The sequence below is a fragment of the Microbulbifer sediminum genome (assembly GCF_021729035.1).
Taxonomy (GTDB): Bacteria; Pseudomonadota; Gammaproteobacteria; order Pseudomonadales; family Cellvibrionaceae; genus Microbulbifer; species Microbulbifer sediminum.
Window position 1 is genome coordinate 242608 of sequence record NZ_JAJSAP010000002.1, and the last position, 26757, is coordinate 269364.

The following is a 26757-nucleotide window of genomic DNA, read 5'->3' on the forward strand; positions in this document are numbered from 1 at the left end:
ATTACTCCTTTTTCTGGTGCCGGTTCCGAACCCGGCGGCGCTGGATGCATGACAGTTCAGTCGCTGCTTTCCTGCCATAGCTCCCGCAGGCAGTGCACTTCCACCTTGAGATCCGGGTCGCGCATTTCCCGCCTTACGATTTCAATAAGATCCTGGGCGTATTTCCTGTCAAGTTCAAACGGTGCACCGATCACCAGCACTACGTCCGACCTGTGGTGGCGTGAAGCAGGCCGGCCCGCTGTCAGAATCTCAATATCGGGATTATCCTCTACGTAGTCTTTCAGGGGTTCGATCACTGTTCGGGACAGGGGATACAGATTGGGTTTGGGCTTGCCCTGGAGCAGGTCCTTGACCAAAGAGACTTTCAAGGGGCCGAGCAACACAATGGCAACCAGCGCCATCACCGCGACAGTAGCAGCCACCCATCGACGCTGTCGGAAGCGGGTCCGTCGTGAGGTGCGGACACCCATCCACCGAAAGGTCAATGCAGCGAAAAGCACAATGGCAATAAAGTTGGTGAGGAATAACAGGGCGGCACCACCGGCATTGCCAACCTGGAAATAAGCGACAGAAATGCCAATCGAACACAGCGGCGGCACCAGGGCGGTAGCGATTGCCACGCCTGCAATAGAGCCGACCAGGTTTGGGCGGGCAAGTGCATAGGCAGCAGCCGCGCCGGAAGCAGCAGCAATCACCAGGTCGAGTACATTCGGGGCACCGCGGGCATAGATCTCGGGGGTCAGTTCCACGCCCGGCGTCAGGAAACCAATCGCGAAACTGGTAATCACGGTCAGGAGGGTACCTGAACCGATAGTGGCGAGTGAGGTGTTTCCCAGTTTCGGGTTGGCCTGGGCCAGCGCCATGGCGCATCCCAGCATCGGCGTCATCAATGGCGCCAGTAGCATTGAGCCGATTACCACCGCCGGAGAATCCTGCAGTAGCCCCATGGATGCGACGACTGCTGCCAGGCCCAGCATGATCAGGAAATCCAGGCTGAGCAGGGACCCGCGGCGCAACCCGCCAAGCAGGTCGACGTAGTCCGCGGGGCTGAGGAAGGGATTCCACTCCTCGCCAATGGTCCCGGGCCGCCAGGGTTTCAGGGCCGGTGCGCGCTTGATTACCGCAATGGCGGGGTGCTCGGTGGATTTGACGATGGTGCTGACAACCGGGGAGTTGGCTCCCACCAGCACCAGGTCGTGCGCATTCATTTTTCGGGCGTTGCCAGCCCGGTCCTTCTCACGCAGGATCTGGCATTCAATACGTTCACTGTCCTCAAGGCCTGTATCCCGTATCAGCTGGTTGAGGTCCTGCCGGCCAACCTCAACATTGACGTCCTCGTACTCGGCTTCTGTACGCGCGAGAGTGATCTTCCCATTGTTGGCTTCTGCCAGCTGCTGTGCCAGAAAAAGGCATGCGCCGTCGTGGGGGTTCTCCCCTGCGAATACGAATATGTTCCTGGCATGGCCGGCGCGCCCGGGGCCTCCAAACAGGATCAGGGTGCTGCAGGGAGCCTTCTTCAGTAGGTTATTGGTGGAGTAACTCGCGCCTTTCCCGGCAGCCTGGTCATCGCCGACAGCAACAACCAGCTGAACCTCTTCCTGCCTCGCCAGGTCCAGGGCACTCTCAGTTGCATCGGGGGAAGAAAGCTCGCGTACCTCGCCCTTGCCCTGCTTCACCAGTCGCGCGAGTGCGGGAACCTCCTGGTGCTCCTGCAGGTAGGCCCTGACTGCCTTACCCAGGCTGTTGTCGCCATATCCGGCCCCTGGCAGCGGGGGCTGGGCATGTTGCCAGCAGAGAGCACAGACAGAGGTACCACGAGCCTGTGCGATCTCCGCAGACAGGCAGAGCACCTGGCCGATCTCACGGGGGTTTCTGATCAGGGCCAGGATGGCCATTAAGTCGACCTCAAATACATTTGGCGTCGGCGAGTTACTGGTAAACAAACAGGCGGAGCTGCTTCAATATAGCTCCTGCCGAGGAACCGTTTACAGCTTTGGTCGGTAAGCGTGAAAGTGCCACATGAAAGGGCAGCAGCTGTACCAGACTGCACCGGAATCGCCTGGCAGGTTAGCTAATAACTCCGTTGCGCCGCTTAGAGTAAAGAGTGACGAGGTGGTTGTTGCCGTCAGAAAAATCCTCGATAAACGCCCTGATAAAGGTATCCACGGTCTGTTTCCGCTTTGGCGCGAGACTGACGGCCAATAGAGCCAAAAAGATGACAACTATCTTCGCACCTGGAGCAACGGTTTTCATCGTAACGCCCCCTTCGGATAGCTCCGGCAAAGCTTGACAGAATTATCAATTGAAGAGCCGGAAATCTGCGGATTCGGCTACCAGCATGCCGGGATGTGTAACCATGCTGAATCGTTGTGGTTGCTGGGTGAGATTCCTGGGCAGATAAGCGCCCGGTGATGTAAAGGTTTGGCTTCTCTATCGATAAGTGGCCGGAGCGAGCCTGGTGTTTCTATCCTATGGGGAACACATTTGGCGAGTAGGGAAATTGTGGAGAAGATCAGCCCTGTTGAGCCCAGCGTCACCCCGGCAGCCTCAATCGGGGTCATCACCGAGGTACACGGCCCGGTGGTGGTAATCCGTTGCGATCGATTACCTCCCTTACGTCAGGCATTGATGGCCGCGATCAACAGCGAATCCTATCTATTTGAGGTGCACCAGCACCTGGACCAAGGTCACGCTCGCGCCATCACCCTGCACCGGACCACCGGGCTGTGCCGGGGGATGCCGGTTTACGATACCGGGGCGCCTCTGCATATTCCTGTAGCGACTGAGTGCCTCGGCAGGCTCCTGAACATTTTCGGCGAGCCCCTGGATGGTGGCGCCCCCCTGAAAACAGCGGAGTTCCGCAATATCCATGCGCCACCCCCCGCGCTCTGGGACGCCCTGGGCACCGGGGATATTCTGCAGACAGGGATAAAAGTCATTGATCTGCTGTGCCCCTTCCTGCGGGGTGGCAAGACAGGCCTGTTTGGCGGTGCGGGCGTGGGCAAGACCGTGCTGGTAATGGAATTCATGCATGCCATGGCTGCCCTTCACAGGGGCGTCTCTGTTTTTGCCGGTGTAGGAGAGCGAATTCGCGAGGGACATGAGCTCTGGCACGAAATGCGTGAGGCCGGGGTGATGAAGCAGACGCTGATGTGCTTCGGGCAGATGGATGAGTCGCCGGGCGTACGCTTCCGTATTGGCTTGTCCGCACTTACCTATGCGGAATACTTGCGTGACGCAATGCGTAAAGAGGTCCTGTTTGTAATGGACAATATTTTCCGTTTTGTCCAGGCGGGTAGTGAGATTTCGAGCCTGCTCGGGCGTATGCCAGCCACTGTGGGGTACCAGCCGACCCTCATCAGTGAAGTGGCGGAGCTACAGGAGCGAATCCTCTCCACCAGGTTGGGGGCCGTTACTGCGGTGGAGGCGGTGTATGTCCCTGCGGACGATATGACAGACCCGGCGGTGGATGCCATCCTCAGCCACCTTGATTCCTCGGTCGTGTTGTCCCGGGCCCAGGCGGGGAAGGGCATCTATCCGGCGGTAGAACCCCTGCAATCCGCCAGTCGTGCCATGGACCGGCAAACCCTCGGCGATCGCCACTACGCCGTGGCGGAAGGGGTAAGGGAACACCTGGCGAGGTACCGGGAGCTGGAGGATATCATCGCCATGCTCGGTATCGAGGAGCTGTCGCGTCAGGACCGGACAATTGTTTCGCGCGCACGGAAGCTCCAGCGCTACCTGACACAGCCGTTTAATGTGCTCTCGTCCCACACAGGTATTCCAGGGACCTCGGTCTCCCTGCAGGAGAGCCTGGACGACTGTGAAGCATTCCTGCGTGGTGACTATGACGAGCTGCCAGAGGAAAAATGCTATATGCGCGGGAGCATGCGGAGAGCCACGAAATGACGTATTTCAGACTGGAGTTGCTTTCCGCCGCCGAAGAAAGGCATGTGGACAACGTCATCTCATTTGTCGGGGAGGATGATTCTGGCAGCTTCGGTATTCTCGCCGGTCACGGGCGCTGCATCACGTCGCTGGTGTTCGGCCTGGCCCGTTTCCGCTGCGACGGGGAAGGCTGGCAGTACCTGGCCGTGCCCGGGGGAGTGCTCTACTTTCTCGATAGTCGTCTGCAGATCTGCACCCGACACTTTCTGGTAGACAACGACTACGGGCGTATCTCTGAATTACTGCAGCGGAAACTTCTGGCCGAAGAGGAGCAGCAACGTGAAATGAAAGAAAGCCTCAGACGACTGGAAGAAGCCCTGCTACGCCGGCTATGGGAAGCGGGACGCAGGGATGGCCTGCAGGAACAGATGTGATGGAGGAAAACCGTGACAAGGCCCTGAGGGAGCAAATTGAGCGACAGGCCCGGCGTATGAAAAAGGCCGAGCGGGAGCGGCCTACACTAATCGCACAGACGATCTACATTGGCACCCTTGGACTGGTTTTTGTGCTGCCCGTGATCGGCGGCGCCTACCTGGGCCACTGGCTTGATGGACTTGCCTCGGGGTACTCCACTCGCTGGACCATCAGCCTTATTTTGGTCGGTTTGGTGGTGGGCGCTGTTAATGTCTATCTGCTGATCAGGGAATAGTGCATGGAGCACAGTGAACTCTCACCTGCGGTGCTTTTCAGCCTGGGACCAGTACATGTCACCAGTACCATCGTCACCAGTTGGGGGATTATCCTCGGGCTCTGGCTGGCCTCATCATTGCTGTGCCGGCGCCTGCGGCTGACACCCGGGCCTGTGCAGACCGCCGCCGAGGGCGTCCTGGGCGCAGTGGAAGAGGCGATCCGTGCAGTTGCGCCGGATCACGCCAGGTTGTTGCTGCCGTTTATCGGCACCCTGTGGATCTTCCTGGTAGTGGCGAACCTCAGTGGCCTCCTTCCCGGCGTCCACTCCCCGACCAGGGACCTTTCCGCCACTGCAGCACTGGCGATACTTGTGTTCCTGTCAGTGCACTGGTTCGGCATCCGCAGCCAGGGCCTGAAACCCTACCTGCGGCATTACCTGACACCCAGCCCGCTGCTATTGCCTTTCCACTTGATCAGCGAAGTCACCAGGACCGTGGCACTGGCCGTGCGCCTCTTCGGGAACATCATGAGCCTGGAGATGGCGGCACTGTTAATCCTTTTGGTAGCGGGATTCCTCGCTCCTGTTCCTATACTGATGCTGCATATTATCGAAGCCCTGGTGCAGGCCTACATTTTCGGCATGTTGGCGCTTATCTATATCGCCGGTGGGCTCCAGTCGCAACAACAACGGCACACGCCGCAAGGAGAGCGCGATGAGTGACGTATCCTGGTTTGCGCTGCTTTCAACCATTGCAGCCATGCTGGGCATTGCCATTGGTGTGCTGCTACCGGCCTTGGCGATGGGCCGCGCCATCAGCAGCGCACTGGAAGCACTGGCGCGCCAGCCTGAGGCCGAGCGCTCGATAATGCGCACACTATTTATTGGTCTTGCCATGATTGAGTCCCTTGCCATCTATGTGCTTGTGATCGCATTGATCATCCTGTTCCGGAACCCGCTGCTCGAATATTTGCTGGAATCAGCCCCATAACAGGAGACCACAAGTGGAGCTCAGCTGGTCGACCTTCCTGCTGGAGATCGTCAATTTCCTTGTACTGGTATGGCTGCTCAAGCGCTTTTTTTACAAACCGCTCCAGGCAGTCATCTCGCGTCGCCAGAAAGGGATCGAGTCCCGGTTAGCAGAGGCAGGGAAAGCCCAGGCTGAGGCACGGGACTTAAAGCAGCAGTACGAGCAACGCCTGGAGAACTGGAAAGAGGAAGCCCGGCAGGCAAGGGATAAATTGCAGAGGGACATACACGCCGAGCGGCAAAAACTACAAAAGGAGCTGGAGGACTCACTGCAAAAGCAGCGCGAGCAGGCCGAAATTGTCCAACAGCGCCAGCAGCACGAACTGAGACGACAGATGGAGCAGCAGGCCATGGAGCAGGGCAGCCAGTTCGCGGCAAAATTACTGCAGCAGGGCGCGGGCCCGGAACTGCAACAGCGCCTGCTGGACCTGTTACTGGGATCCCTTGAGGAGTTGACCGAGGCCCAGCGACGGCCATTGCGGGAGCAGATGCAGGAAACCGCTGCAGTAGTGGAAATTGTCAGTGCGTTCCCCCTGGAGGGGCCTCAGCGCCAGGATCTGGAGGAAGCATTACGTGATGTGCTGCAGCAGGATTATCCGTACCATTATATCGAGGACCCGAAACTGCTCTCGGGCCTCCGTATCACGGTCGGTCCCTGGCAGTTGGGTGCAAGTGTACGTGATGAACTACACGCCTTTGTGAAGTTGGCGCAGGCGGCCCAGTGAGCACCGAAGCACTGCTGCGTCGACAACGCTGGCTCGAGGATTACCGGCCGTGCCTGCGAATCCAGGAACGGGGGTGGGTCGTCTCGGTGGGTGATGGTATTGCCTGGGTTGCGGGATTGCCCACTGCAGCCATGGACGACCTGCTTGAATTTGCCGACGGGAGCCGCGGACTGGTCTTCGATCTGGCCGGCAGCCTGTTGGGCACAATACTGCTTACCTGGACCGGACAGCTTACCGCCGGCACATCCGCGCGACTGTACCCCAGGCCGCTGGGGATAGCTGTAGGAGATGCACTGTTGGGGCGGGTTCTCGATCCCCTTGGCAACCCGCTGGATGGCGCCACTGAACCGGACTGTCCGGGCTGGATGCCCATGGAAACGGCCTCACCACCAATTACCCAACGGGATTTTGTACACCGGCCCCTGTATACAGGTAACAAGATCCTCGACACATTGATACCCATCGGTTGCGGCCAGCGACAATTGCTTATTGGCGACGAGGGGCTTGGACGCAGTGCCCTTGCGCTGGACACGGTGATCAGCCAGCGCAACTCCAGTGTTGTATGTGTTTACGTTCTGATCGGGCAGAAACGCTCCGCTGTGGTCAATACCATCCGCCTGTTACGGGAATACGGCGCCATGGAGTACACCACTGTCGTGGTGGCCGAGGCCAGCGCACTGCCCGGACTCCAACACCTGGCGCCCTTCGCGGGCTGCAGCCTTGCCGAGTACTGGATGCGGCGGGGACGGCACACACTGGTCGTTTATGACGACCTTTCCACCCACGCCAAGACCTACCGCGAATTGTCACTGCTGCTGCGGCGCCCACCGGGGCGAGAGGCGTATCCCGGCGACATTTTTTCCGTACATGCACGCCTGCTGGAGCGGGCTACCTGTCTCAGCGCCGCGGAGGGAGGTGGCAGCATGACAGCACTTCCCATAGTGGAAACCAAGCAGGGTGAGATAGCGGCCTATATCCCCACCAACCTGATCTCCATCACCGACGGACAGGTGTACCTGAACCGCGAACTCTTTAGTGCGGGCTTTCGCCCGGCGATCGACATCGCGATGTCAGTATCCCGCATCGGCGGCCGGGCCCAGCACCCGGCAATCAAGCGCGAGAGCGGACGTATGAAGCTCGACTACCTGCAGTTCCTGGAGCTGGAAATGTTTACCCGTTTCGGTGCCCGGCTCGAGACGGGCATGGCAAGAGCCATTCAGCGGGGAAGGATATTGAGGGAAGTCCTCAAGCAAGAGCGCCTTGCTCCACTACCCATCGAGTACCAGCTGGCGTGGATGGTCGCCTTCAACGACGGTCTCCTCGACAGCCTGGACCCATCCCGTGTACAGGGGCTACTCGCCAGACTGGAAAAGAGGCTTCAGCGTGGCGTACCACAACTGGATGATCCTCGCAGGGAATGGGAGACCCTGGCCAGGGAAGTATTTGTCAGTATGGAGGAAAAAACAGAATGAGCCGCCAGCGGGAACTGCAGCGCCATCAGCGACAACTGGGGGAGACCCGGGAAATTGTCAGTGCAATGAAGGCGATGGCGTTTATGGAAGTGCACCGGCTGGAAAAGACACTCCTTAACCAACGGCGCACGGTTGAGGCCATGCGTGGGGCCGCGGTGGATCTGGTCACTTTTTTCCCGGAGTCACTCCCGCCACCGCCACTGGAGTTCCGCCGCGTATACCTCCTGGTGGGTTCAGAACGGGGTTTTTGTGGCAACTTCAACGAGAACCTCATTGCACACCTGGAACAATCCCTGGAGAAAGGGGCCAGGGATGAAGGCAGGGCAAGTGGCGGCATTATTGGCCTGGGGCGGCGATTGTGCAGCAAACTGGAAGGACACCCACAGCTACTGGCCGCCCTGGACGGCGCCGGCCTGATGGATGAAGTTGAAGGCCCCCTGCGCCAGCTGGTGGAAAAGCTTGCTGACCTGCAGGCCGAGACCGTGACCACATTGACAGTGTTCTACCACGACCCGGAACACAGGACGGTGGTGGAGAGGGAACTGCTGCCACCGTTTGAGTCCCTGCGTAATGGCGCTAGAGGATTTGTTCACCCACCTTACCTCAACATTCCCCCGGCAGTTCTTATGCATGAACTGGAGGAGCAGTATCTGTTCGAGGCTCTGCACGAAATTGTCTACCTATCCCTGATGGCGGAGAACCAGCAGCGTATGCAGCACCTCGAAGGAGCCGGGCGATACCTGAGTGAAAGACTCGACGTACTTCGGCGTAGAACCCGGCAACTGCGCCAGGAGGAGATCACCGAGGAAATCGAGGTGATACTCTTGAACGCGGACAGCGCCAGCCTGCCGTCGCAACCGACACGCAGTGATCAAGTTCCCTGATTCTGTTCACTGGCAAAACTGTGCCCGGATGAAAAGGAACCAGGCTGTGATCCCACGACTTTGCCTGCATACTGAACGAATGTTGCCACGAGGGGCTGCTAATGTTGGGTAATCCAGAGCTTGCCCGGTTTTTCTTGTCGAGATGACTGACAGCGAAACTGACCGCCAGTGGTACTCCATGCACACCGTTGAGGTGGCCGAGCAGTTTGACTGCGCCGTGGGCGAGGGCCTCCCCTCAGTTGAGGCTGACAGACGCCTTGCCATCAGTGGCCCCAATGCCTTACCGCTGCCACGCCTGCCCGGGTTCCCACGATTGTTCCTGCGACAGTTTGCCAGCCCGCTGATCTATGTTTTGCTGGCGGCGATGCTGGTCTCGGTCAGTGTGGGCAAGCTCGCAGACGCCACTTTCATCGGACTGATATTGCTGCTCAACGCCCTGATCGGAGCCCTGCAGGAGCATCACGCCCATCGTAGCGCCCAGGCGTTGCGGAAGCTTATGGTCAACCGGATCCAGGTGGTTCGGGATGGAGCGGCCATGGAACTCGATGGCGAACTGCTGGTGCCGGGGGACATTGTCCTGCTGGCCTCCGGAGATCGCGTGCCGGCGGATGTGCGACTGGTGGAATCAAATGGGCTGGAAGTGGACGAGTCGGTCCTGACCGGGGAATCGCTGCCAGTTGAAAAGAACAGCAGCGCCATGTGCGAGCCTGGAACGCCGTTAGCTGAGCGGCGTAACCTGTGTTTTGCAGGCAGCCTGGTTGCTTCGGGCCGCGGCCGCGGACTGGTGGTCGCCACGGGTCTGCAGACGGAAATGGGCAAGCTCAGCCTGAGCCTGGAATCGGCAGGGGAGGTCAAGCCCCCGTTGTTCCAGCGTATCGAGCGTTTCAGCAAACGGCTTACGGTCGTCCTTCTCTTCAGCGTGGCACTACTGGCGTCGATCGAACTGGTACGCGACACACCGCCGCTGCTGATTTTTATGACTGCTGTGGCGCTCGCAGTATCGGCCATTCCGGAAGGGCTACCGATGGCGCTGACCGTGGTGCTTTCCATTGGGACCCGGCGTATGGTCAGGCGGCATGTCATCGTCCGCAAGCTGGTGGCAGTGGAGAGCCTGGGCTCCTGCACCGTCATCGCCGCGGACAAAACCGGCACGCTGACCCAAAACCAGCTGACCGCTAGCCAGGTGGCCTTTATCGATGGGGGCGACGTCCGCGTTGATAGCTTACAGCACCGCGACGAGCGTATGACCCGACTATGTCGTGTCGCCGCCTTGTGTAATGAGGCTGTAGTGCAGAAATCCGCAGGTGGTCAGTGGCAGGCTAACGGCGATGCGGTGGATCAGGCGCTGCTGGTCATGGCGCATGAATGCGGCGCGGACCGGGCTGTTCTGCTCAAGCAGTATCCGCTGCTGTCACAGATACATTACGAACCCGCCCTTGGTTATGCGGCGACCCTGCATGAGCACGAGAACGGCCAACTGATATGCGTGAAGGGGGCCCTGGAGAAGTTGCTGCCCATGTGCGACCGGATGGCGACTGCGCAGGGCGATACAGCCGCGGATGCCGAGCGCGCCCACGACGCTATGGAACGGCTGGCGGGAAGCGGGGCACGAGTATTGGCACTTGCCGACGGTTACTGGCAAAGCGGCGACGTCATGGCCCCGGAACAACTGCGGAACCTCTGCCTGCTAGGCCTGGTGGGAATGGTGGATCCGCCTCGTCCAGAGGCCGCGCGGGCGATAGCGGATTGCCGGAAGGCCGGTATCCGCGTATGTATGGTTACCGGTGACCACCCGCATACTGCGCTCAGTATTGCCCGGGAGCTGGGACTGGCGGACGATGGCGATGCTGCCGTAAGCGGTATGGAACTGGCGGAAGCTGAGTTCCGCGGCAATTCCGCAATCGATGAAGTCACAGCCGGCGCACGTGTTTATGCAAGGGTGTCACCGGAACAAAAACTGACCATTGTCCAATCCCTGCAGCGCCAGGGAGAGTTTGTCGCAGTGACCGGTGACGGGGTGAATGATGCCCCCGCGCTGCACAGTGCCCATGTTGGCGTGGCAATGGGGCAGCGCGGAACCGAAGTCGCAAAGGAATCCGCCGACCTCCTGCTCACTGACGACAATTTCGCCTCCGTAGTGGCCGGCGTAGAGGAAGGACGCATCGCTTACCGGAATATCCGTAAGGTGGTGTTTTTCCTGATCTCCACCGGCGCGGCTGAAATTGTGCTGTTTGTATTGAGTACCGCTTTCGGGATGCCATTGCCACTGACACCGGTACAGCTGTTGTGGCTTAACCTCGTCACCAACAGTGTGCAGAGCGTGGGCCTGGCATTGGAGCCAGGGGAGGGAGACGAGATGCGGCGGCCCCCGCGACCGCCCGGGGAGTCGCTGTTCGATCGGGTGATGCTGGGTCGTGTCATTACCTCCGGCCTCGTAATGGGCGGAGTGGCCTTCGGTTGCTTTTACTGGCTCATGCTGGAAGGCTGGCAGGTTGAGCAGGCGCGCAACAGCGTTCTGTTGCTGATGGTGCTGTTCGAAAATGTACAGGTGTTCAACAGTCGCTCGGAAGCCCGCTCGATTTTCCACCAGCCATTCTTTTCCAACCCGGTGTTGTTACTGGGTACGCTGGCAGCACAGGGACTGCATATCCTGTCGATGTATTCACCGTTGATGCAGGGGGTGCTGGGTGTTTCACCGGTAAGCCTGGTTCACTGGACTGGCCTGTTGTCGCTGGCGATGTTGCAGTTACTGGCCATGGAGCTGCTGCTACGGGTCCAAACCTGGCGCAGGGATCAAGCAGTTTCCGGATAAGATGGTCAATCGCCGGGAGGCGCTTATCAACGAATCGACTCGCTCAGCGTAAAATAAAGCTCTTCCTCTTCAGAGAAGTGTAGTCGGACGATCGCCAATAAACTGAAGAGGGTCAGTCCGAGAGCGTGAAGCTGGGCCTCGTCCGGGGCATCATCCTCCAGCGATTCAACGCACTGTCGAAAATTGCGGGCGAGACGGAAGATTTCCCGGTGAGTATGGCTGAGGGAACCCATTGGGTCGAAGCCACGAACCAACCTGGCCAGCATCGGATAGAGTTCTTCCTCGTCTTCACGCTCATGAGGTAGGAGTTTCTGGCCAATTTCGTCGGAGAGTAACTGCAATTGAGAGCGGATATCCGCGGGATCGATGCGCGCAAGCTCCCTAGCGGTGGCCTCGATATGGTCCAGCACTGGCTGCAGTTCCCGGTGCTCCAGACGCAGGCGATCTGCCAGTTCCACCGGAAGCTGTGCCGATGACGGGAATCCGGGTATGGGGCGAAGCGCTCGAAGCGCGTTGAGAATGACCGCCACGTCAATGCCTTCCTGCAGCAACGCACCTGCCACCGGTGACAGGTGCCCCAGAGCAGCGAACAACATGGCTATTGCGGATAAACCCATACCAACAGAAACACTCTGCAGGCCGATGCGTCGGCCACGTTGAGCGATATGGAGTCCTTCGGGCAGTCGATCGAGCCGGTCTACCAGTAACACCACATCGGCGGCTTCGGCCGAGGCACCCGCACCGCGCGCACCCATGGCAATACCAACGTCCGCCGCTGCCAGTGCTGGCGCATCGTTGACGCCATCACCGACCATCGCGGTAGTTGCTTGTCCGCATTCGGCACGTACTATTTTCAGCTTCTCCGCTGGGGAGCACTCGGCCAGGACCGAATCGAAGCCGAGAGCGGCTGCGATAGTCTCCGAGACGTCGCGACGGTCACCACTCAACATCACCGTGCGGTCTATGCCTGCCCGATGTAGCTCTCGCAGTGCGCGAGGTGTTTCCAGACGCACCTGGTCAGCCAGTAACAACGCGCCGGCGAGCTGCCCATCGACCCCTACAAATGCCGCCGATATACCGCGACCGGCTATCTGGCGCAGTTGCTCTCGTGCCCATGGGTTTTCTACCCCAGGGCCCAGAACCAGCGGTAGCCCGCCCACGGTCACGCTGTGTCCCGAAACTTTTCCCCGGAGGCCTGCACCGGCCTCTTCGATTACGTCCTGCGGGATTACCAGCTCCAGGCCGCGCTGGCGAGCTTCCATGACCAGTGACTGTGCCGTGACATGCTGGGAAACCTGGTCCAGGGACGCGGCGAGGCGTAATACCTCATCCGGAGCAAAGCCGGGGTGGGTTTCCACCGCAACCAATTGTGAGCGGCCAGTGGTGAGCGTTCCCGTCTTGTCGAACAATACAGTTTTTATCCCTGCGAGCTGCTCTAGGGCCGTACCGTTCTTGATTAGGATCCCTTGCCGCGCTGCACGGGATATCGCCGAAATGATGGCTACCGGTGCAGCCAGTATCAGCGGGCAGGGAGTAGCAACAACAAGCACCGCAAAGGCTCGCACAACATCGCCGGTAACAAGCCAGGATAGTCCTGCAACAGCGATTGCCGTTGGGACGAAATAGAGTGCGTAACGGTTGGCCATGCGGACAAAAGGCGCTTTGCCCGCCTGAGCCTCCTGCACCATACGTACTATCCCCGCATAAGCACTCTCCGCCTGGGACTTCAGGGCTCTGATTTCCAGCGGACTGCTGGCATTGACAACTCCGCTCAGCAGCTGGTCTCCCCGGCTGATCTGGCGCGGTCGGGATTCCCCTGTCAGTGCTGATTCATCCACCGAGGCAGATTCTGACAGTAACAGCCCGTCAACAGGCACAACCTCGCCCGGCTTCACCAGGAGGCGATCCCCCTGGCGGACCTCATCCGCCGGCACCTGCTCCAGCCCGGACTCTTCAATACGATGTGCCACCCTGGGGTTACGATTGAGCAGTACGTTGAGTTCACGGTGCGCCCGGCCCCGGGCAAACTCCTCGAGGGCACGCCCGCTGGCGAACATCAACGCAATCACCGCACCGGCAAGGAACTGCCCGAGTACAAGAGCGGCAGCCATGGTCAGCAGGGCCAGGAGGTCCACGCCCGGTCTGCGCTGCAGCAAACCATGCAGGGTCTCGACCGTAGCCACCGCGAGCATTACCCCCACCGCCACGGTCCATGGCAGTGCGGGGGAAGTGCCCAGTAGCAGGGCCACGCCACCGGCGGCCAGCAGTATAGCCATCAGGACAGCGAGGGCAGTGTGAAACCTGCTCATGGCGAAATCACCCGGGAAGGTAACGGACTGGAAACCGGGAATGCCAGAATTTGGATTCCACGCTCAAATTACCGTATTGCCTGGGAGTGGCTCTCATGATGCCCGCAACCCGGTCAAGGTTCCGGTGTGCCGGTGTCCTGCTCTCCACGCGCAAGCTCTTCCCTGGCAACGGAAGCAAGTCGCTCATAGCGACGCAAGAAATCCTGTAGAATGTTCTCATCAAGCTCCTCGAGGTCTAATAGAGCGTTATGCGCCCCATGGGTGGCACGGATAAGCTCATCCAGCTTGATTTGAATGGCTTCTGTATCGCGGTTTTGTGTGTTCTGGATCAGGAACACCATCAGGAAAGTGACCGTGGTGGTAACCGTATTGATAATGAGCTGCCAGGTATTACTGAAGCCAAAAAATGGGCCGCTGATGCCCCAGACCACGATAATCCCCAGGGCAAATACGAAAACCCTGGGCCGCCCGCAAAAGCGCGCAGCGGATTTCGCCACTCGCGAGTACCAGGTAATTGCAGTCATGGTCTTACCTCACTGTAAAAAACGCCTGGCTCGGATAAAAGCGGAAGAGTCGCTCCCGATCTCAAAGTGCATCTCCGAGGCCAGCGGGCTAGTCATCACGGCCTTCGCCCCTCCTGCCAGCGTTGTGCTCTATAGCCGCAACCCTTGTAATAGTACGAAGTAGGGCATCGGGACTCAGGCTGATCGAATCAATTCCCAGGTGCACCAGGTATTCCGCAACTTCCGGGTAGTTCGACGGGGCCTCACCACAGATACCAGCGGGAATACCATTGCGCTGCGCGCCCTCGATCGCCAGGCGCAACATCTCAAGTACACCGGGATCCCGTTCATCGAAATCAAAGGCGACGATATCCGAGTCCCGGTCGACACCGAGCACCAGCTGTGTGAGATCGTTGGAGCCGATCGAGATGCCATCGAATAACTTGCTGAATGCATCGATCTGCACAACGTTATTGGGGATCTCGCACATCACGTAGACTTCGAGGCCATTCTCGCCGCGCGTCAGCCCATGCTTCGCCATTGCCTGCAGTACCTGTTCCCCCTCGGGGATGCGCCGGCAGAAGGGAATCATTACCTTGATATTGTCGAGCCCCATAGTCTCCCGGGCCCGCTTAAGGGCCGCACATTCCAGAGCAAAACCGTCGGCGTAGGCTTCGTGGGCATAGCGGGAAGCGCCGCGGAAACCCAACATCGGGTTTTCCTCATGGGACTCGAACGGTGAACCGCCGATCAATCGCGCGTATTCATTGGTCTTAAAGTCAGAGGTACGCACAATCACCGGGCGCGGATAAAATGCAGCGCCGATAGTGCCGATTCCCTCGGACAATTTCTCGATAAAGAACGCACCGCCGTTTTCATAGCCGTCAACCAGCGCCTCGATTCGACGCTTTTCCTCAACATCCGTCACCCTCTCCGGGTGTGCCAACGCCATCGGGTGGACCTTGATGTACTCATTGACGATAAACTCCATCCGCGCCAGGCCCACACCATCGCAGGGCAGGGCACTGAGCCGGAAGGCCTGGTCCGGGCTGCCCAGGTTGATCATCATTCTGGTCTTCGGTCGCGGCAAATTGTCCAGTTCAGTGGTGATAACCTCGAATGGGATACTGCCAGCGTACACGAGGCCCACGTCGCCCTCAGCACAGGAGAGGGTGGCGGTTTCACCGTCCGCCAGTGCGCGCCCGTCCTCACCGATGCCGACCACCGCCGGGATACCAAATTCCCGCGCCACGATGGCGGCGTGGCAGGTACGGCCGCCGCGCTCAGTGACGAGTGCAGCCGCGCGACGCATGGCCGGACCCCAGTCCGGGCTGGTGCTCTCGGCAAAAAGCACTTCCCCATCCCCGAAGTCCGCCAATTGTCCGACATCGTCGATCCGGCGCAACTTACCAGTGGCAATGCCGGTCCCTATTGCGCGTCCTCGCGCCACCAGGGCAGTTTCAGCCGGCTTCTGGCTGAGCCGGTAGCGTTTCAGCTGGTTACGGGGCTTGCGTGACGCCACTGTCTCGGGCCGTGCCTGCAGCAGGTACAGCTGTCCATCATCCCCGTCCTTGGCCCATTCGATATCCATCGGGCAGGGTGTGCCCCGACGCTCGCTGTAATGCTGTTCCGTGCGGATGGCGTACTCGGCCAGGGTCAGTACCTCCTCATCGCTGATACTGAAGAGCCCTCGTTGCGGCTCTGGCGTCTCAATATTATGAAGCTCCTGGCTGTTCAGGTCCTGGTCACAGACCAGGGTCTGTTGCTTGGCGCCCAACTGCCGCCGTAACACGCAGCGGTACCCCTGTTCGAAAGTGGGTTTATGAACATAGAATTCGTCAGGGTCGACGGTCCCCTGGACAATATTTTCCCCCAGGCCGAAAGCGGAGTTGATAAACACTACATCACGAAAGCCACTGTCGGTGTCGAGCGTAAACATAACGCCACTGGAGGCGTGATCGGCCCGTACCATTTTCATTACCACAATGGCCAGGGACACCTTGAAGTGGTCAAAGCCGTTACGCTCCCGATAGCTGATGGCCCGCTCGGTAAACAGGGATGCGAAGCATCGGCGACAGGCTTCCAGCAGACCGCCCTTATCACCAATGTTAAGGAAGCTGTCATGCTGGCCTGCGAAACTCGCGTCGGGTAGATCCTCGGCAGTCGCGGAGCTGCGCACCGCGATGCGAAGCTCCGGGCCATATTGTTCGCACAGCTCAACATATGCGCTGACAATTGCCCGCTCCAATTCCCCGGGCAGCCCTGATTCAAAGACTATGTCGCGGGCTTCGCGGGCCAACTGCCGCTGCGCCAGCCCGCCGTTACCACTACTTTCAAGCAATTTACGTAAAGGATCCCAGGCACCAGCACTGTCGAGCACCGCGCGATAAGCGGCAGCAGTAATAGCAAAACCGTTGGGCACTGGTATCCCTTTCGGCGCCAGTGATCGATACATTTCTCCCAGGGATGCAGCCTTGCCGCCGACATCAGGAATGTCGTCGATACTGATATCTTCAAACCAGCGGATATAGGGGCTCTTATTCATGGTGGTCGCCTTCGCGTAAATTGACCTCTTTTTCAACCCGAGCTGAATTTCTTCCGGTCTGTACTGACCATAGCCACGCTAAGCTTGAGTCGCGGCCGATATAGTCCAGTAAAGGTCGGGACATTCTTCTGCCGTTGTTCCTATAACATAGCGCCGCACCTTTACTGTTTCCGGAAATTTACGCTTGTCTCATATACAGACAGGGGAAAGGCATGTCTTTTGAACATATCCTGCTTCCACTCGATGGCTCCCCGGTCGCAGAGGAAGCCATAGCGCACGCTCTGTCGGTGGCCCGCAGTTGCGGCGCTGAAATTCACCTTCTGCATGTACAAAAATCCCAGGGCCAGTCCGGGTCCCATAACGTTGATCCGGTGGACTGGCGACTACATCGTGCAGAACTACGTAGTTACCTGAACCGCCTTGCCGACAAGATCTCCGCGCAGGACATTCCGGTCACCGTATCCATCATGGAGGGACGGCCGGCGGAGCAGATCGTCGAATATTGCGATGACACCAACATTGACCTGATTGTATTTACAGCCTTCGGCCGGGGCGGGCCCAGCCGCTTTGACTTTGGCAGCACAGCGCACAAGGTCTTCAGCGGTGCCGGCTGCTCATTTATGGTTGTCAGGCCAGGCCAGGCACCAGCAGACCTGCAGTCCATGCAATACCGCCGCGTCCTGGTGTCTATGGATGGAACACCCCGTTCTGAGTGGGTAGCCTGCCAGATGGCGTCGATGATGCGTGACCAGGAGGCCGAGCTGATCCTGCTGCAGGTCATTGCCATACCGGAAATGCCGCGGCGCATGCCAATCACCCGCGAGGAGCATGCCACCCGGGAAAAGTTTGTTGAGTGCAACCGCCGCGCTGCCCAGGCCTACCTGGAAGAGGTTGCCCGACAGCTTAAGAACGGTATTACCGTACGCCCATTGCTACTGGTGGACCAGAACGTTGCGGAGCGTATTTATGCTACTGCGGAACAGGAGGGTGCCGACCTGATTGCCATGAGCGCGCATGATTGGCAGACCGGCGCCCAGCAGGTCACCGGTACGCTCTGTCACACCGTAACGTGTCATAGTGCGCGGCCGGTGCTGGTGTTCCAGGATCTGCCGAGTGCCCAGATACAGGCCCTGCGGTCTGGCGCAGAGTTCTGCCCGATACGTCACCCCCTTCTTCCCTGAGACAACCATACTTCGATGAGATTCAGACGCTGGAAAATGCTCCGAGCCGGCCATGGGCGCGGTATTATCCGCGACGCAGGGCATACCCCTGTCTCGCCGGACGCCGCGAAAATAATGGAAAAAGGGCGGAACGAGCAGCAGCGCCAGGAGCACATCGAGACACTGGCACAGCGTCACCATACCACCATCGATATCCGGGTTTCGTATCGCCTCAAGCCTAGACTCGCACAACTGGAACGGGAATTTGAAAGCGTTTACCGCCATCTGTCGGCACGAGTAGAGTCCGGGGAGAAAGGGAGCCGCAGCGAGGAGTGGCTTCTGGACAATCGCCATGTGATCCAGGAAACCCTGGAATTGGTCCGCGAATCCCTCCCAGCCGGCTTTCTCAAGCAGCTACCAAAGGTTGTCGATGCTGCTGGTGGTACCGACCTCCGTGCACACTGTCTCGCGCAGGGCCTTGTGGGCCCACTCTCCCAGCCCCTGGATATGGAGTCCATCCAGCAACTGGTAGCCCATTACCAGGAGAAAACCACACTTGCGACGGGAGAGCTATGGGCACTTCCTGCGCTCTTGCGACTGGTCCTGCTGCAGAGACTGTCCCGGTTCGCCATAAGCACGGTTGAGATAGGCGAGGGCGAGTCTGGTAACGATGACGACAACGCAGTGGGCATTGCCAGTGTCATCATCAGCCTGCGTGAACTCCGCGCATATCGCTGGCGTGACTTCGTCGAGACCCTGAGCGCAGTAGATCGGGTGCTGGTAGCAGACCCCGCAGGAGCCTATCGCGGCATGGACTTCGAAACCCGCGACCGCTATCGCGCGAATGTGGAGCAACTGGCCCGGGGCAGTGGATACGACGAAGAACAGGTCGCCCTGCATGCCGTGGCGTTAAGCGAACAGCAGCCTCCGGACAGCCGGGCGCGGCATGTAGGCTACTACCTGCAGGGAGACGGACGGCGGGAGCTGGAAACGGAACTCTCGTACCGTCCGGGGTATAAAGAGCAGCTGTATGGGTGGACCCTGCGACAGGCACTCCGAGCCTACTTCGCGGCGATGGCCGTGTTTTTTGTGCCACTGGCAGTGGCCCTGGCTGTTTTCCTGCTGGCAGGTGGAACCACTCTTCGCCTTGCGCTGCCTGTCATCATCATCGCTGCAGTGCCACTGCTGGGCCTGGCCATGGCCATGGTCAACGGACTGATCACCCACAGCCTGCCGGCACGTAAACTACCCAAGATGGACTTCGAGGAGGGTATCCCGGACGAGTACCGCACAGTGGTTGTCATGCCGGTACTGGTCGCCGATGAGGACGATTTGCACGGCATCCTGGAAAGCCTGGAGATCAACTTCCTCAACAATGATGATGACAACCTGCTGTTTGCCCTTCTCACTGACTTTCCTGATGCAGAATCGGAATACACCAATGGTGATGACGCCCTGCTAATGACAGGCCAAAAGTCCATACAGGCGCTTAACCAGCGCTATACAGACAGTGAGGGTAGGGCACCTTTCCTGCTGTTACACCGTAACCGACGCTGGAACCCAGCGGAAAACTGCTGGATGGGATGGGAGCGCAAGCGCGGCAAGCTGGTCGAGTTCAACCGCCTGTTACAGGGAGACACGGAAACCAGTTTCCGTCACTGCGCCGGCGATTACACCCGGCTGGAAAACATCCGCTATGTAATTACCCTCGATGCCGACAGCCAGGTACCCCCGGGTACCGCCAGGCGCCTGATCGGTGCCATGGCGCATCCGCTGAATCGGGCTGAAACTGATAGGGATGGGCAACGGATTACGTCTGGTTACGGCTTTCTGCAACCGCGACTGGAAACCGATCCCGGCAGCCCTGCGGAAACCGTGTTCACCGAGGTTTTTTCCGGCGACCGGAGTGTCGACCTTTATACCCATGCCGTCTCCGATGCCTACCAGGACCTGTTTGGCGAGGCGATCTTTGCCGGCAAGGGTATCTACGATCCGATGGTTTTTTCCGGCACACTGGTTGGTCGCCTGCCGGAGAATGCCATTCTCAGCCACGACCTGCTTGAGGGGGCCATCGGTGGTGCCGCACTCCTCTCAGACACGGTTTTCTATGAACAATACCCGCCAAACATCCTTGCCCTCCTGAGACGCAGCCATCGCTGGATCCGCGGGGACTGGCAATTACTACCGTGGCTCGGTAAGCGTGTAGCGGTCGCCGATGGTCGCACAGTAGCCAACCCGTTACCGACGATCCAGCGCTGGAAAATCCTGGACAACCTGCGCCGCAGCCTCGAGGCACCGAGCATGCTGGCCCTTTTCCTGCTTGCATGGAGTGGTCAGTTGCCCGGGAGCGCAGGGGCGTGGACGCTGGGCCTGCTATTGCTTTCAGCGGCACCGGTGTGGCTGGAGATACTGTCGATTTTCTGGCTCAGTGTTGCCGATCCGCGCCGGGTGCACCGCCATTTACAGGCTGGGCCGGCACGCCTGCACCAGCGCTGCCTGCACTGGCTTTTATCCCTGGTGTTGTTGCCTAGCCAGGCCATCAATGCCCTGGACGCCACCACCCGTAGCCTCTACCGGCTACTGTTCTCCCGTCGACACCTGCTCGAGTGGACATCCGCCGCCCATGTAAACCGTTCGGTTGCCACCCCCCAGAGCATCGGCGGCATATGGCAACGGCTCTGGTTCACACCGGTGCTGGCGGCAGGAGTAACCACAGGTCTAGTTGCGGCGGAGCCTGGCAGCCTGCTGCCTGCAGCGCCATTGCTGCTGTCCTGGCTGTTCATGCCGCAGCTTATCAATCGAATAGACCGTCCCCGGCGGGCCGGGCCACCGTCACTCAGCGAGGCAGAAAAACGCCAGCTGCGCCTGCTGGGCCGTCGTACCTGGTTCTTCTTTGAACACTTTATGGGTCCGGATGACCACTGGCTGCCACCCGACAATTACCAAGAGGAGCCACTGGCGGTACTGGCACGGCGTACATCCCCGACCAATATCGGGCTGGGCCTGCTTTCAATACTCAGTGCCTACGATTTCGGGTACCTGGACCTCAATCAGCTGATCGCCCGGCTCGACAACACCTTTGAACGCATGCGTGGCCTGGAGCGTTACCGTGGCCACTACCTGAATTGGTATGAGACCCGGGAACTGCACCCGCTGAACCCCCGTTACGTCTCCACTGTCGATAGCGGCAACCTGGCGGGGAGCCTCCTGACGCTATCCACGGCACTGCAAGAACTTCGCATGGCGGCCCTCAGTGGCCGGCAGCTGGTGAGCGGGATCCTGGACACACTGGGGGTAGTCGAGGAGACACTGCTTCCGGCGGAGGCGGAAAACGTTCCCGCAGAGATTACCGGGATGCTCGATGAGATGGACAAGCTGCGTGAGCGTCTCGAACAACGCGCAGAACAGGGCCATTGGTGGCAGGTGATCGATGATCTTGACGAGCGTGAACTCCCGGTCCTTCGCGAGCGCCTGCTGAAACTGATTGAGCAGGAAGAGTCCGGCTTCAGTTCCGAGGCCCTGTCCCGACTCCGCCAGTGGATCGATGAATTGCACCGGCAGGCACATGCGGCGCGACGGTTCCAGGAAAGCCTCCAGCCATGGCAGAGACTGATCCAGGCACCGCCAGCATGCTATGCGGGGGAGGGCGGTCCCGCGGGCAATTGTTTCAGGGAATTGGCAGCGTTATTGCAGGCACCAGTCTCACTGGCGGAGCTACCGGGCGCATGCGCCCTGGCGGGGGAGAAACTTACAGAGCTTGACCGACTGCTGGACAGCCTCACCGAGGACCAGCGGAATCAGGCGCTTGGCTGGAACGAAGAGCTGCGCAGCGCCCTCGCGACGGCCAGCGACAGTGCCATAAGTCACAACGACGAGCTACAACGGCTGGCCGCACTGGCCGGGAAATGGGTGGATGAGATGGACTTCTCCTTTCTCTATGACCCCGGCCGCCACCTGTTCCATATCGGGTACAACGTTACCGATGCCGCGATGGACCCAAACTACTATGACCTGCTCGCTTCGGAATCGCGCCTGACCGGTTTTATCGCAATCGCGAAGGGGGATGTGCCAGCCCGGCACTGGCGGCACCTGGAACGCCCTTTCCGGCGCTTGCACCGGCGCGTGGTGTTGATGTCCTGGAGTGCGACCCTGTTCGAATACCTGATGCCGCGACTGTTGATGGAAACACCCGACAACAGCCTGATGGGGCGGGCCTGTCGCAATGCCGTGGATACCCATCGCGAATTCACCGGTCGTTTCGGCCTGCCATGGGGCATTGCTGAATCCGGTTACTACGAGCTCGACAGTCACCTGCACTACCAGTACCGGGCCTTCGGTGTCCCGGGGCTCGGGTTCCGTCGCGACCTCGGTGAACGCATCGTGGTCTCGCCCTATGCGTCGGTGATGGCGTTGCCTTTCTGTGCCGATGCGGTCGTGGAAAACCTGCGACAGTTGCGCACTCACGGTGGCTATGGCCAGTTTGGGCTTTACGAGGCGATTGATTTTGGCCGCACCGCCAAACCCGCGCCCCGACGCGCGCGCACCGTGCGCTCATATATGAGCCATCACCAGGGTATGATCCTGCTGGCACTGAACAATTACCTCCATGGCGATGTCATGCTGCGCCGATTTCACGGCGACGTACGTATCGCGGGACTGACGCCTCTGTTACACGAGCGACTCCCGGCTGCCCCTCCGGCGCTCATGCCATGGAAACGACCGGGTGTTATGCGGAGTTTCCGGCCCGAAGTGGCACTGGAAAGCTGGTGGCCCGACCTGACTCGCCCCTTTCCGCATTACAACCTGTTATCCAATGGCCACTTGACCCTGGTCCACGCCGCTGATGGCGCCGGTGGCAGCTACTGGCATGACATTGCCGTTACCCGTTGGCAACCGGACCCCACCCATCACCAGTGGGGCCATTGGAGCTATGTAAAGGATCTTGATAGCGGAAAGCTTTTCTCCGTGGGATTGGCGCCCTGTGGCGGTGATACACGCAATTGCGCAGTCAACTTCTCCCCCCAGCGCGTGGAGCTGCAGCGCCGGGAGACGGATCTTTTCTGCCGCCTGAGTACCGCCCTCAGCTCACAGCACGATATCCAGGTACGGCGACTCCTGATCAAGAATGAAAGCCACCGCGAGCGCCGGCTGCTGGTGGCAGATTTCGCAGAAGTAGCGCTTGCTCCGGAACGGGAAGACCAGCGCCACCCGGCATTTGCCAAGCTGTTTGTGGAGAGCCAGTACCTCGCGGAAACCCAGCTGATGCTCTATCGGCGGCGTCCTCGCGCGAGCGATCAAAAACCCATTTACCTGGCGCACGCCGTACTCGTGCAGCAGGGCGTCCAGCACCGGCTAGGCTGGGAGACCGACCGCGCACGATTCCTGGGCCGCGGCGGCTCCCCGGCACAGCCGCAGGCCCTGCGGAAGGGGCTGTCTGGCTTCAGCGGGACCACTGGACCGGTGCTCGATCCCGTGATTGCTTCGGCACAGGAAGTGGTGGTTGCAGGGCATTCGGAGATCGAGATTCTCTATTTGACTGGTGTGAGCAAATCCCGGCGAGAGTTGCTGGCGATGCTACAGAGCTATCGCTCGCGCCCCAAAGCCCACTGGATCTTCGACCTGGCCCGCATGCAGTCGGAGCAGGAGCTGCGCAACCTGCATATACCCGCCAGTAATCTCCACTGGATGACAGACCTGCTATCGGCAGTACTGGCTCCAGCCGGCAGCATGCGTGCCCCCTCCCGTGTACTGGCGCGTAGCCATCATATCCAGCCGAACCTTTGGAGTCGTGGCATTTCGGGTGACCAGCCAATATTACTGGTGCAGATCCGCAGCGAGCAGGATACCGGCTTTGCCGAACCGATCCTGCAGGCACATACATACTGGTGCGGCCGCGGGCTCCCCGTCGACCTGGTGATCATCGACGAGGAGTCTGCCGGCTACGCCCAGCAGACCCGGGACCGGCTGCAGGAAATGATCGATGAAATCCGGGGACGCACCCAGCGCAAGCTGGCTGGCTCTGTGATCATGGTGCCGGGTCAGGAGTTACCCGGTGTCGAGCGAACACGGCTCATGTCGGCTGCCCGGGTCTTGTTGGATTCCGAGGCGGGTTCGGTGGTTCATCAGCTGGAACAGGGAGCCATGCGCCTGCAGGCCCTGACACAACCTCTGCCCCCGTTTGTGCCGGTACATCCCGGTGACACCAACGGGCAACCGACACCGGTTCTGGAGCGGCCCGACGACCTGCTGTTCGATAACGGTCTCGGTGGTTTCTCCGCCGATGGCCGTGAGTACATCATGCATCTCGAAGCCGGACAACGCCCCCCGGCCCCCTGGGTCAACGTGGTGGCCAACCCGGTTTTCGGTTGCCTGATCTCCGAGGGTGGCTCCTGCTGCACCTGGAGCGGTAACAGCGGCGAGCACCGGCTAAGCGCCTGGAATAACGACCCGGTGCGTGATCCCAGTGGCGAGGCGCTTTATCTGCGGGATGAGGAAACCGCTGCCGTATGGACCCCAACCCCGGCCCCGCGGTCAGCTGACGCGACCTGCCAGATACGCCATGGAGCGGGGTACAGCGAATTCCGCCAAAACAGCCACGGACTGGAACAGGCGTGGCGTATTTATGTCGATCCTGAAGCGCCGGTAAAAATCGGTCGCCTGACGCTGAAAAACTGTTGGGGAAGGCCCCGGCGCCTCACCGCCACCTATTACGTGGAGTGGGTCCAGGGGCTGGTACGCGCTGCCAGCTGGCCATACCTGGTGAGTGAATTTGAGCCAGAACGCAATACACTACTGGCCCGCAACGCGTTTGTGCCTGACGCCACACCGGGCGTCGCTTTCCTCACAGCCAGCTTGCCGCCCCACGGTGTCACGACCGACCGGCGTGAGTTCCTTGGCGAATCCGGCGATCGCGATGCACCCGCGGCCCTTTTCCGCATCGGCCTTTCCGGGAGAGTGGAGTGCGGCGGCGATCCCTGCGGCGCCTACCAGGTGCATATCGACCTCGCCGCTGGTGAGACACAGCAGGTCTATTTCATCATGGGAGAGGGGAACGACCGGGCCCACGCATTGGAATTGGCCGGGGAATTCGGGGATCCCGAACGGGCCGAGAAGGCCTGTGTCGAGACAGCAAGGTTCTGGGATGACTTCCTGGGCAGTGTGAAGGTCTCCCTGCCGGACAGGGCGACCGAACTGCTTGTGAACCGCTGGCTGCCGTACCAGACGCTAGCCTGCCGCCTGTGGGGGCGCAGCGGCTTTTACCAATCGAGCGGGGCGTTTGGGTTCCGTGACCAGTTACAGGATGTTCAGGCGTTGTTGTGGACACATCCCGAGTGGACCCGGGAACACATACTCCGGGCCGCGTCACGACAGTTCCAGGATGGCGATGTCCTGCACTGGTGGCATGAAGATCCATTGCGTGGTGTACGCACTCGCTGTTCCGATGACCTGTTGTGGCTGCCGTTTGTGACCGCACAGTACATACGCACCACTGGCGATTTCGCAATCCTGAAAGAGGAAATTCCGTACCTGCAGGGTGCGCCGCTGGCCAGGGATGAACATGAACGCTATGCCGAGTTCGATACCAGTGACGAGTCGGGCTCCCTTTATGAGCACTGCTGCCGTGCCATTGAACACGCCGGGGCGGTGGGGCCCCACGGCCTGCCGGTGATTGGCAACGGGGACTGGAATGATGGCTTTAACCGGATCAGCACCACCGGTCGTGGTGAGAGTGTCTGGATGGGCTGGTTCCTGTTAAGGGTATGCCGGGATATGGCCCCCCTGTGCGAGCACATCGGCGACACAGCGCTGGCGCAACATTACCGCGAGCTGGGAGAGAATTTCCGTGAACAGGTGGAAGAGAATGGCTGGGACGGTGAATGGTATCGCCGCGCCTATTTTGATGACGGCACGCCAGTCGGTTCCACTGAGAGTGAGGAATGCAAGATTGACCTGATTGCGCAGACCTGGTCGGTGTTATCCCAGGAAGCGCCGACGGGACGCGCTCGCAAGGCGATGGATTCCGCCTGCGAGCATCTGGTGAATGAAGAGGCGCGGCAGATACTACTGCTTAAGCCTGCCTTCAACCGTACTAAAAAAGACCCCGGTTACATCAAGGGTTACCCGCCAGGCATTCGCGAGAATGGCGGCCAGTACACCCACGCCGCTACCTGGGCGGTCTGGGCCGCCGCGGGACTGGGGCAGGGGGAGCGTGCCTGGCACTTCTTTAATCTCCTCAACCCAATCACCCACACCGACAGTGCTGCAGGAGTACAGCGGTACCGAACCGAACCCTATGTGCTGGCTGGCGATGTCTATGGCGTGCCCCCCCACGTGGGGCGCGGAGGCTGGACCTGGTACTCCGGTGCGTCTGGATGGCTGTACCGGGGCGCGCTGGAAGCACTGCTGGGAGCAAGAATCGTCAATGGCAACACGCTGGAGATTAAGCCCTGCCTACCCAGGAGCTGGGATCGATACAGCCTTTCTCTGAGTTTCGGCAGCAGCCGTTATGACCTCGACGTGGTCAATTGTGGTGGCTGCCCGCGGGAAGTGGCCGAATTGATACTGGATGGAGAGCAAGTGGAGGGCAGTCACCTCCCCCTGACGGATGACGGCGCGCGCCACAGCGCACAATTGACCTTTGTTACAACCTGAGCCGATCACTGTACAAGCAGTTCGTCGAGGTTACCGTCACCCGGCGCATAGAACCACTTATCCATGGTTCGCCGCACTTTACGTCATTTC

At 59.8% G+C, this 26757-nt stretch carries 15 protein-coding genes; 11 read left to right on the forward strand and 4 right to left on the reverse strand.

The annotated features are described in order from the left end of the window. Positions 1-56: 56 nt before the first annotated feature. A complete protein-coding gene (locus LVD11_RS03820; RefSeq protein ID WP_237056362.1) occupies positions 57-1895 on the reverse strand; it encodes a DUF389 domain-containing protein in 1839 nt (612 codons plus the stop codon). A gap of 607 nt (positions 1896-2502) precedes the next feature. Here LVD11_RS03820 and atpD point away from each other — a divergent pair. The 9 genes from atpD (at position 2503) to LVD11_RS03865 (ending at position 11498) form a co-directional block, all read left to right on the forward strand. Beyond that, a complete protein-coding gene (gene atpD / locus LVD11_RS03825; RefSeq protein ID WP_439651264.1) occupies positions 2503-3909 on the forward strand; it encodes a F0F1 ATP synthase subunit beta in 1407 nt (468 codons plus the stop codon). Beyond that, complete coding sequence (locus LVD11_RS03830; RefSeq protein WP_237056364.1) at positions 3906-4322, forward strand: F0F1 ATP synthase subunit delta/epsilon; 417 nt, start codon at positions 3906-3908, stop codon at positions 4320-4322. The genes atpD and LVD11_RS03830 overlap by 4 nt, the downstream gene beginning before the upstream one ends. Further along, positions 4322-4597 (forward strand): AtpZ/AtpI family protein, encoded by a 276-nt coding sequence (locus tag LVD11_RS03835; RefSeq protein ID WP_237057091.1) that lies wholly within the window; start codon positions 4322-4324, stop codon positions 4595-4597. Before LVD11_RS03830 ends, LVD11_RS03835 begins: the two co-directional genes overlap by 1 nt. 3 nt (positions 4598-4600) lie before the next feature. Beyond that, complete coding sequence (locus tag LVD11_RS03840; protein WP_237056366.1) at positions 4601-5299, forward strand: F0F1 ATP synthase subunit A; 699 nt, start codon at positions 4601-4603, stop codon at positions 5297-5299. After that, positions 5292-5567 (forward strand): ATP synthase F0 subunit C, encoded by a 276-nt coding sequence (gene atpE, locus LVD11_RS03845; RefSeq protein WP_237056368.1) that lies wholly within the window; start codon positions 5292-5294, stop codon positions 5565-5567. Before LVD11_RS03840 ends, atpE begins: the two co-directional genes overlap by 8 nt. A gap of 13 nt (positions 5568-5580) precedes the next feature. After that, positions 5581-6330 (forward strand): F0F1 ATP synthase subunit delta, encoded by a 750-nt coding sequence (locus LVD11_RS03850; protein ID WP_237056371.1) that lies wholly within the window; start codon positions 5581-5583, stop codon positions 6328-6330. Beyond that, positions 6327-7802, forward strand: a complete 1476-nt coding sequence (locus LVD11_RS03855; RefSeq protein WP_237056373.1) for a F0F1 ATP synthase subunit alpha — start codon at positions 6327-6329, stop codon at positions 7800-7802. The genes LVD11_RS03850 and LVD11_RS03855 overlap by 4 nt, the downstream gene beginning before the upstream one ends. Beyond that, positions 7799-8686, forward strand: coding sequence for a F0F1 ATP synthase subunit gamma (locus LVD11_RS03860; RefSeq protein WP_237056381.1), 888 nt, complete (start codon positions 7799-7801; stop codon positions 8684-8686). The genes LVD11_RS03855 and LVD11_RS03860 overlap by 4 nt, the downstream gene beginning before the upstream one ends. Before the next feature lie 142 nt (positions 8687-8828). Continuing rightward, entirely contained in the window at positions 8829-11498 is a 2670-nt protein-coding gene (locus tag LVD11_RS03865) for a cation-translocating P-type ATPase (RefSeq protein WP_237056383.1), read from the forward strand. Between the two features lie 26 nt (positions 11499-11524). Here the strand turns inward: LVD11_RS03865 and LVD11_RS03870 are convergent, their stop codons facing one another. The 3 genes from LVD11_RS03870 to ppsA form a co-directional block, all read right to left on the reverse strand. Next, positions 11525-13807: a heavy metal translocating P-type ATPase gene (locus LVD11_RS03870; RefSeq protein WP_237056385.1), complete on the reverse strand. Its 2283-nt coding sequence runs from the start codon at positions 13805-13807 to the stop codon at positions 11525-11527. Between the two features lie 113 nt (positions 13808-13920). Then, positions 13921-14331, reverse strand: coding sequence for a low affinity iron permease family protein (locus tag LVD11_RS03875; protein ID WP_237056388.1), 411 nt, complete (start codon positions 14329-14331; stop codon positions 13921-13923). Between the two features lie 88 nt (positions 14332-14419). Beyond that, entirely contained in the window at positions 14420-16855 is a 2436-nt protein-coding gene (gene ppsA / locus LVD11_RS03880; RefSeq protein ID WP_237056390.1) for a phosphoenolpyruvate synthase, read from the reverse strand. A 212-nt stretch (positions 16856-17067) separates the two neighbouring features. Between ppsA and LVD11_RS03885 the strand changes: the two genes are divergently transcribed. Together LVD11_RS03885 and LVD11_RS03890 are read left to right on the forward strand one after the other, a co-directional pair. Then, positions 17068-18036 carry a universal stress protein gene (locus LVD11_RS03885; RefSeq protein ID WP_237056392.1) on the forward strand — a complete coding sequence of 323 codons (969 nt, stop codon included), beginning with the start codon at positions 17068-17070 and terminating at the stop codon, positions 18034-18036. A gap of 114 nt (positions 18037-18150) precedes the next feature. Continuing rightward, positions 18151-26667, forward strand: coding sequence for a GH36-type glycosyl hydrolase domain-containing protein (locus tag LVD11_RS03890; protein ID WP_237056394.1), 8517 nt, complete (start codon positions 18151-18153; stop codon positions 26665-26667). Positions 26668-26757: the final 90 nt, after the last annotated feature.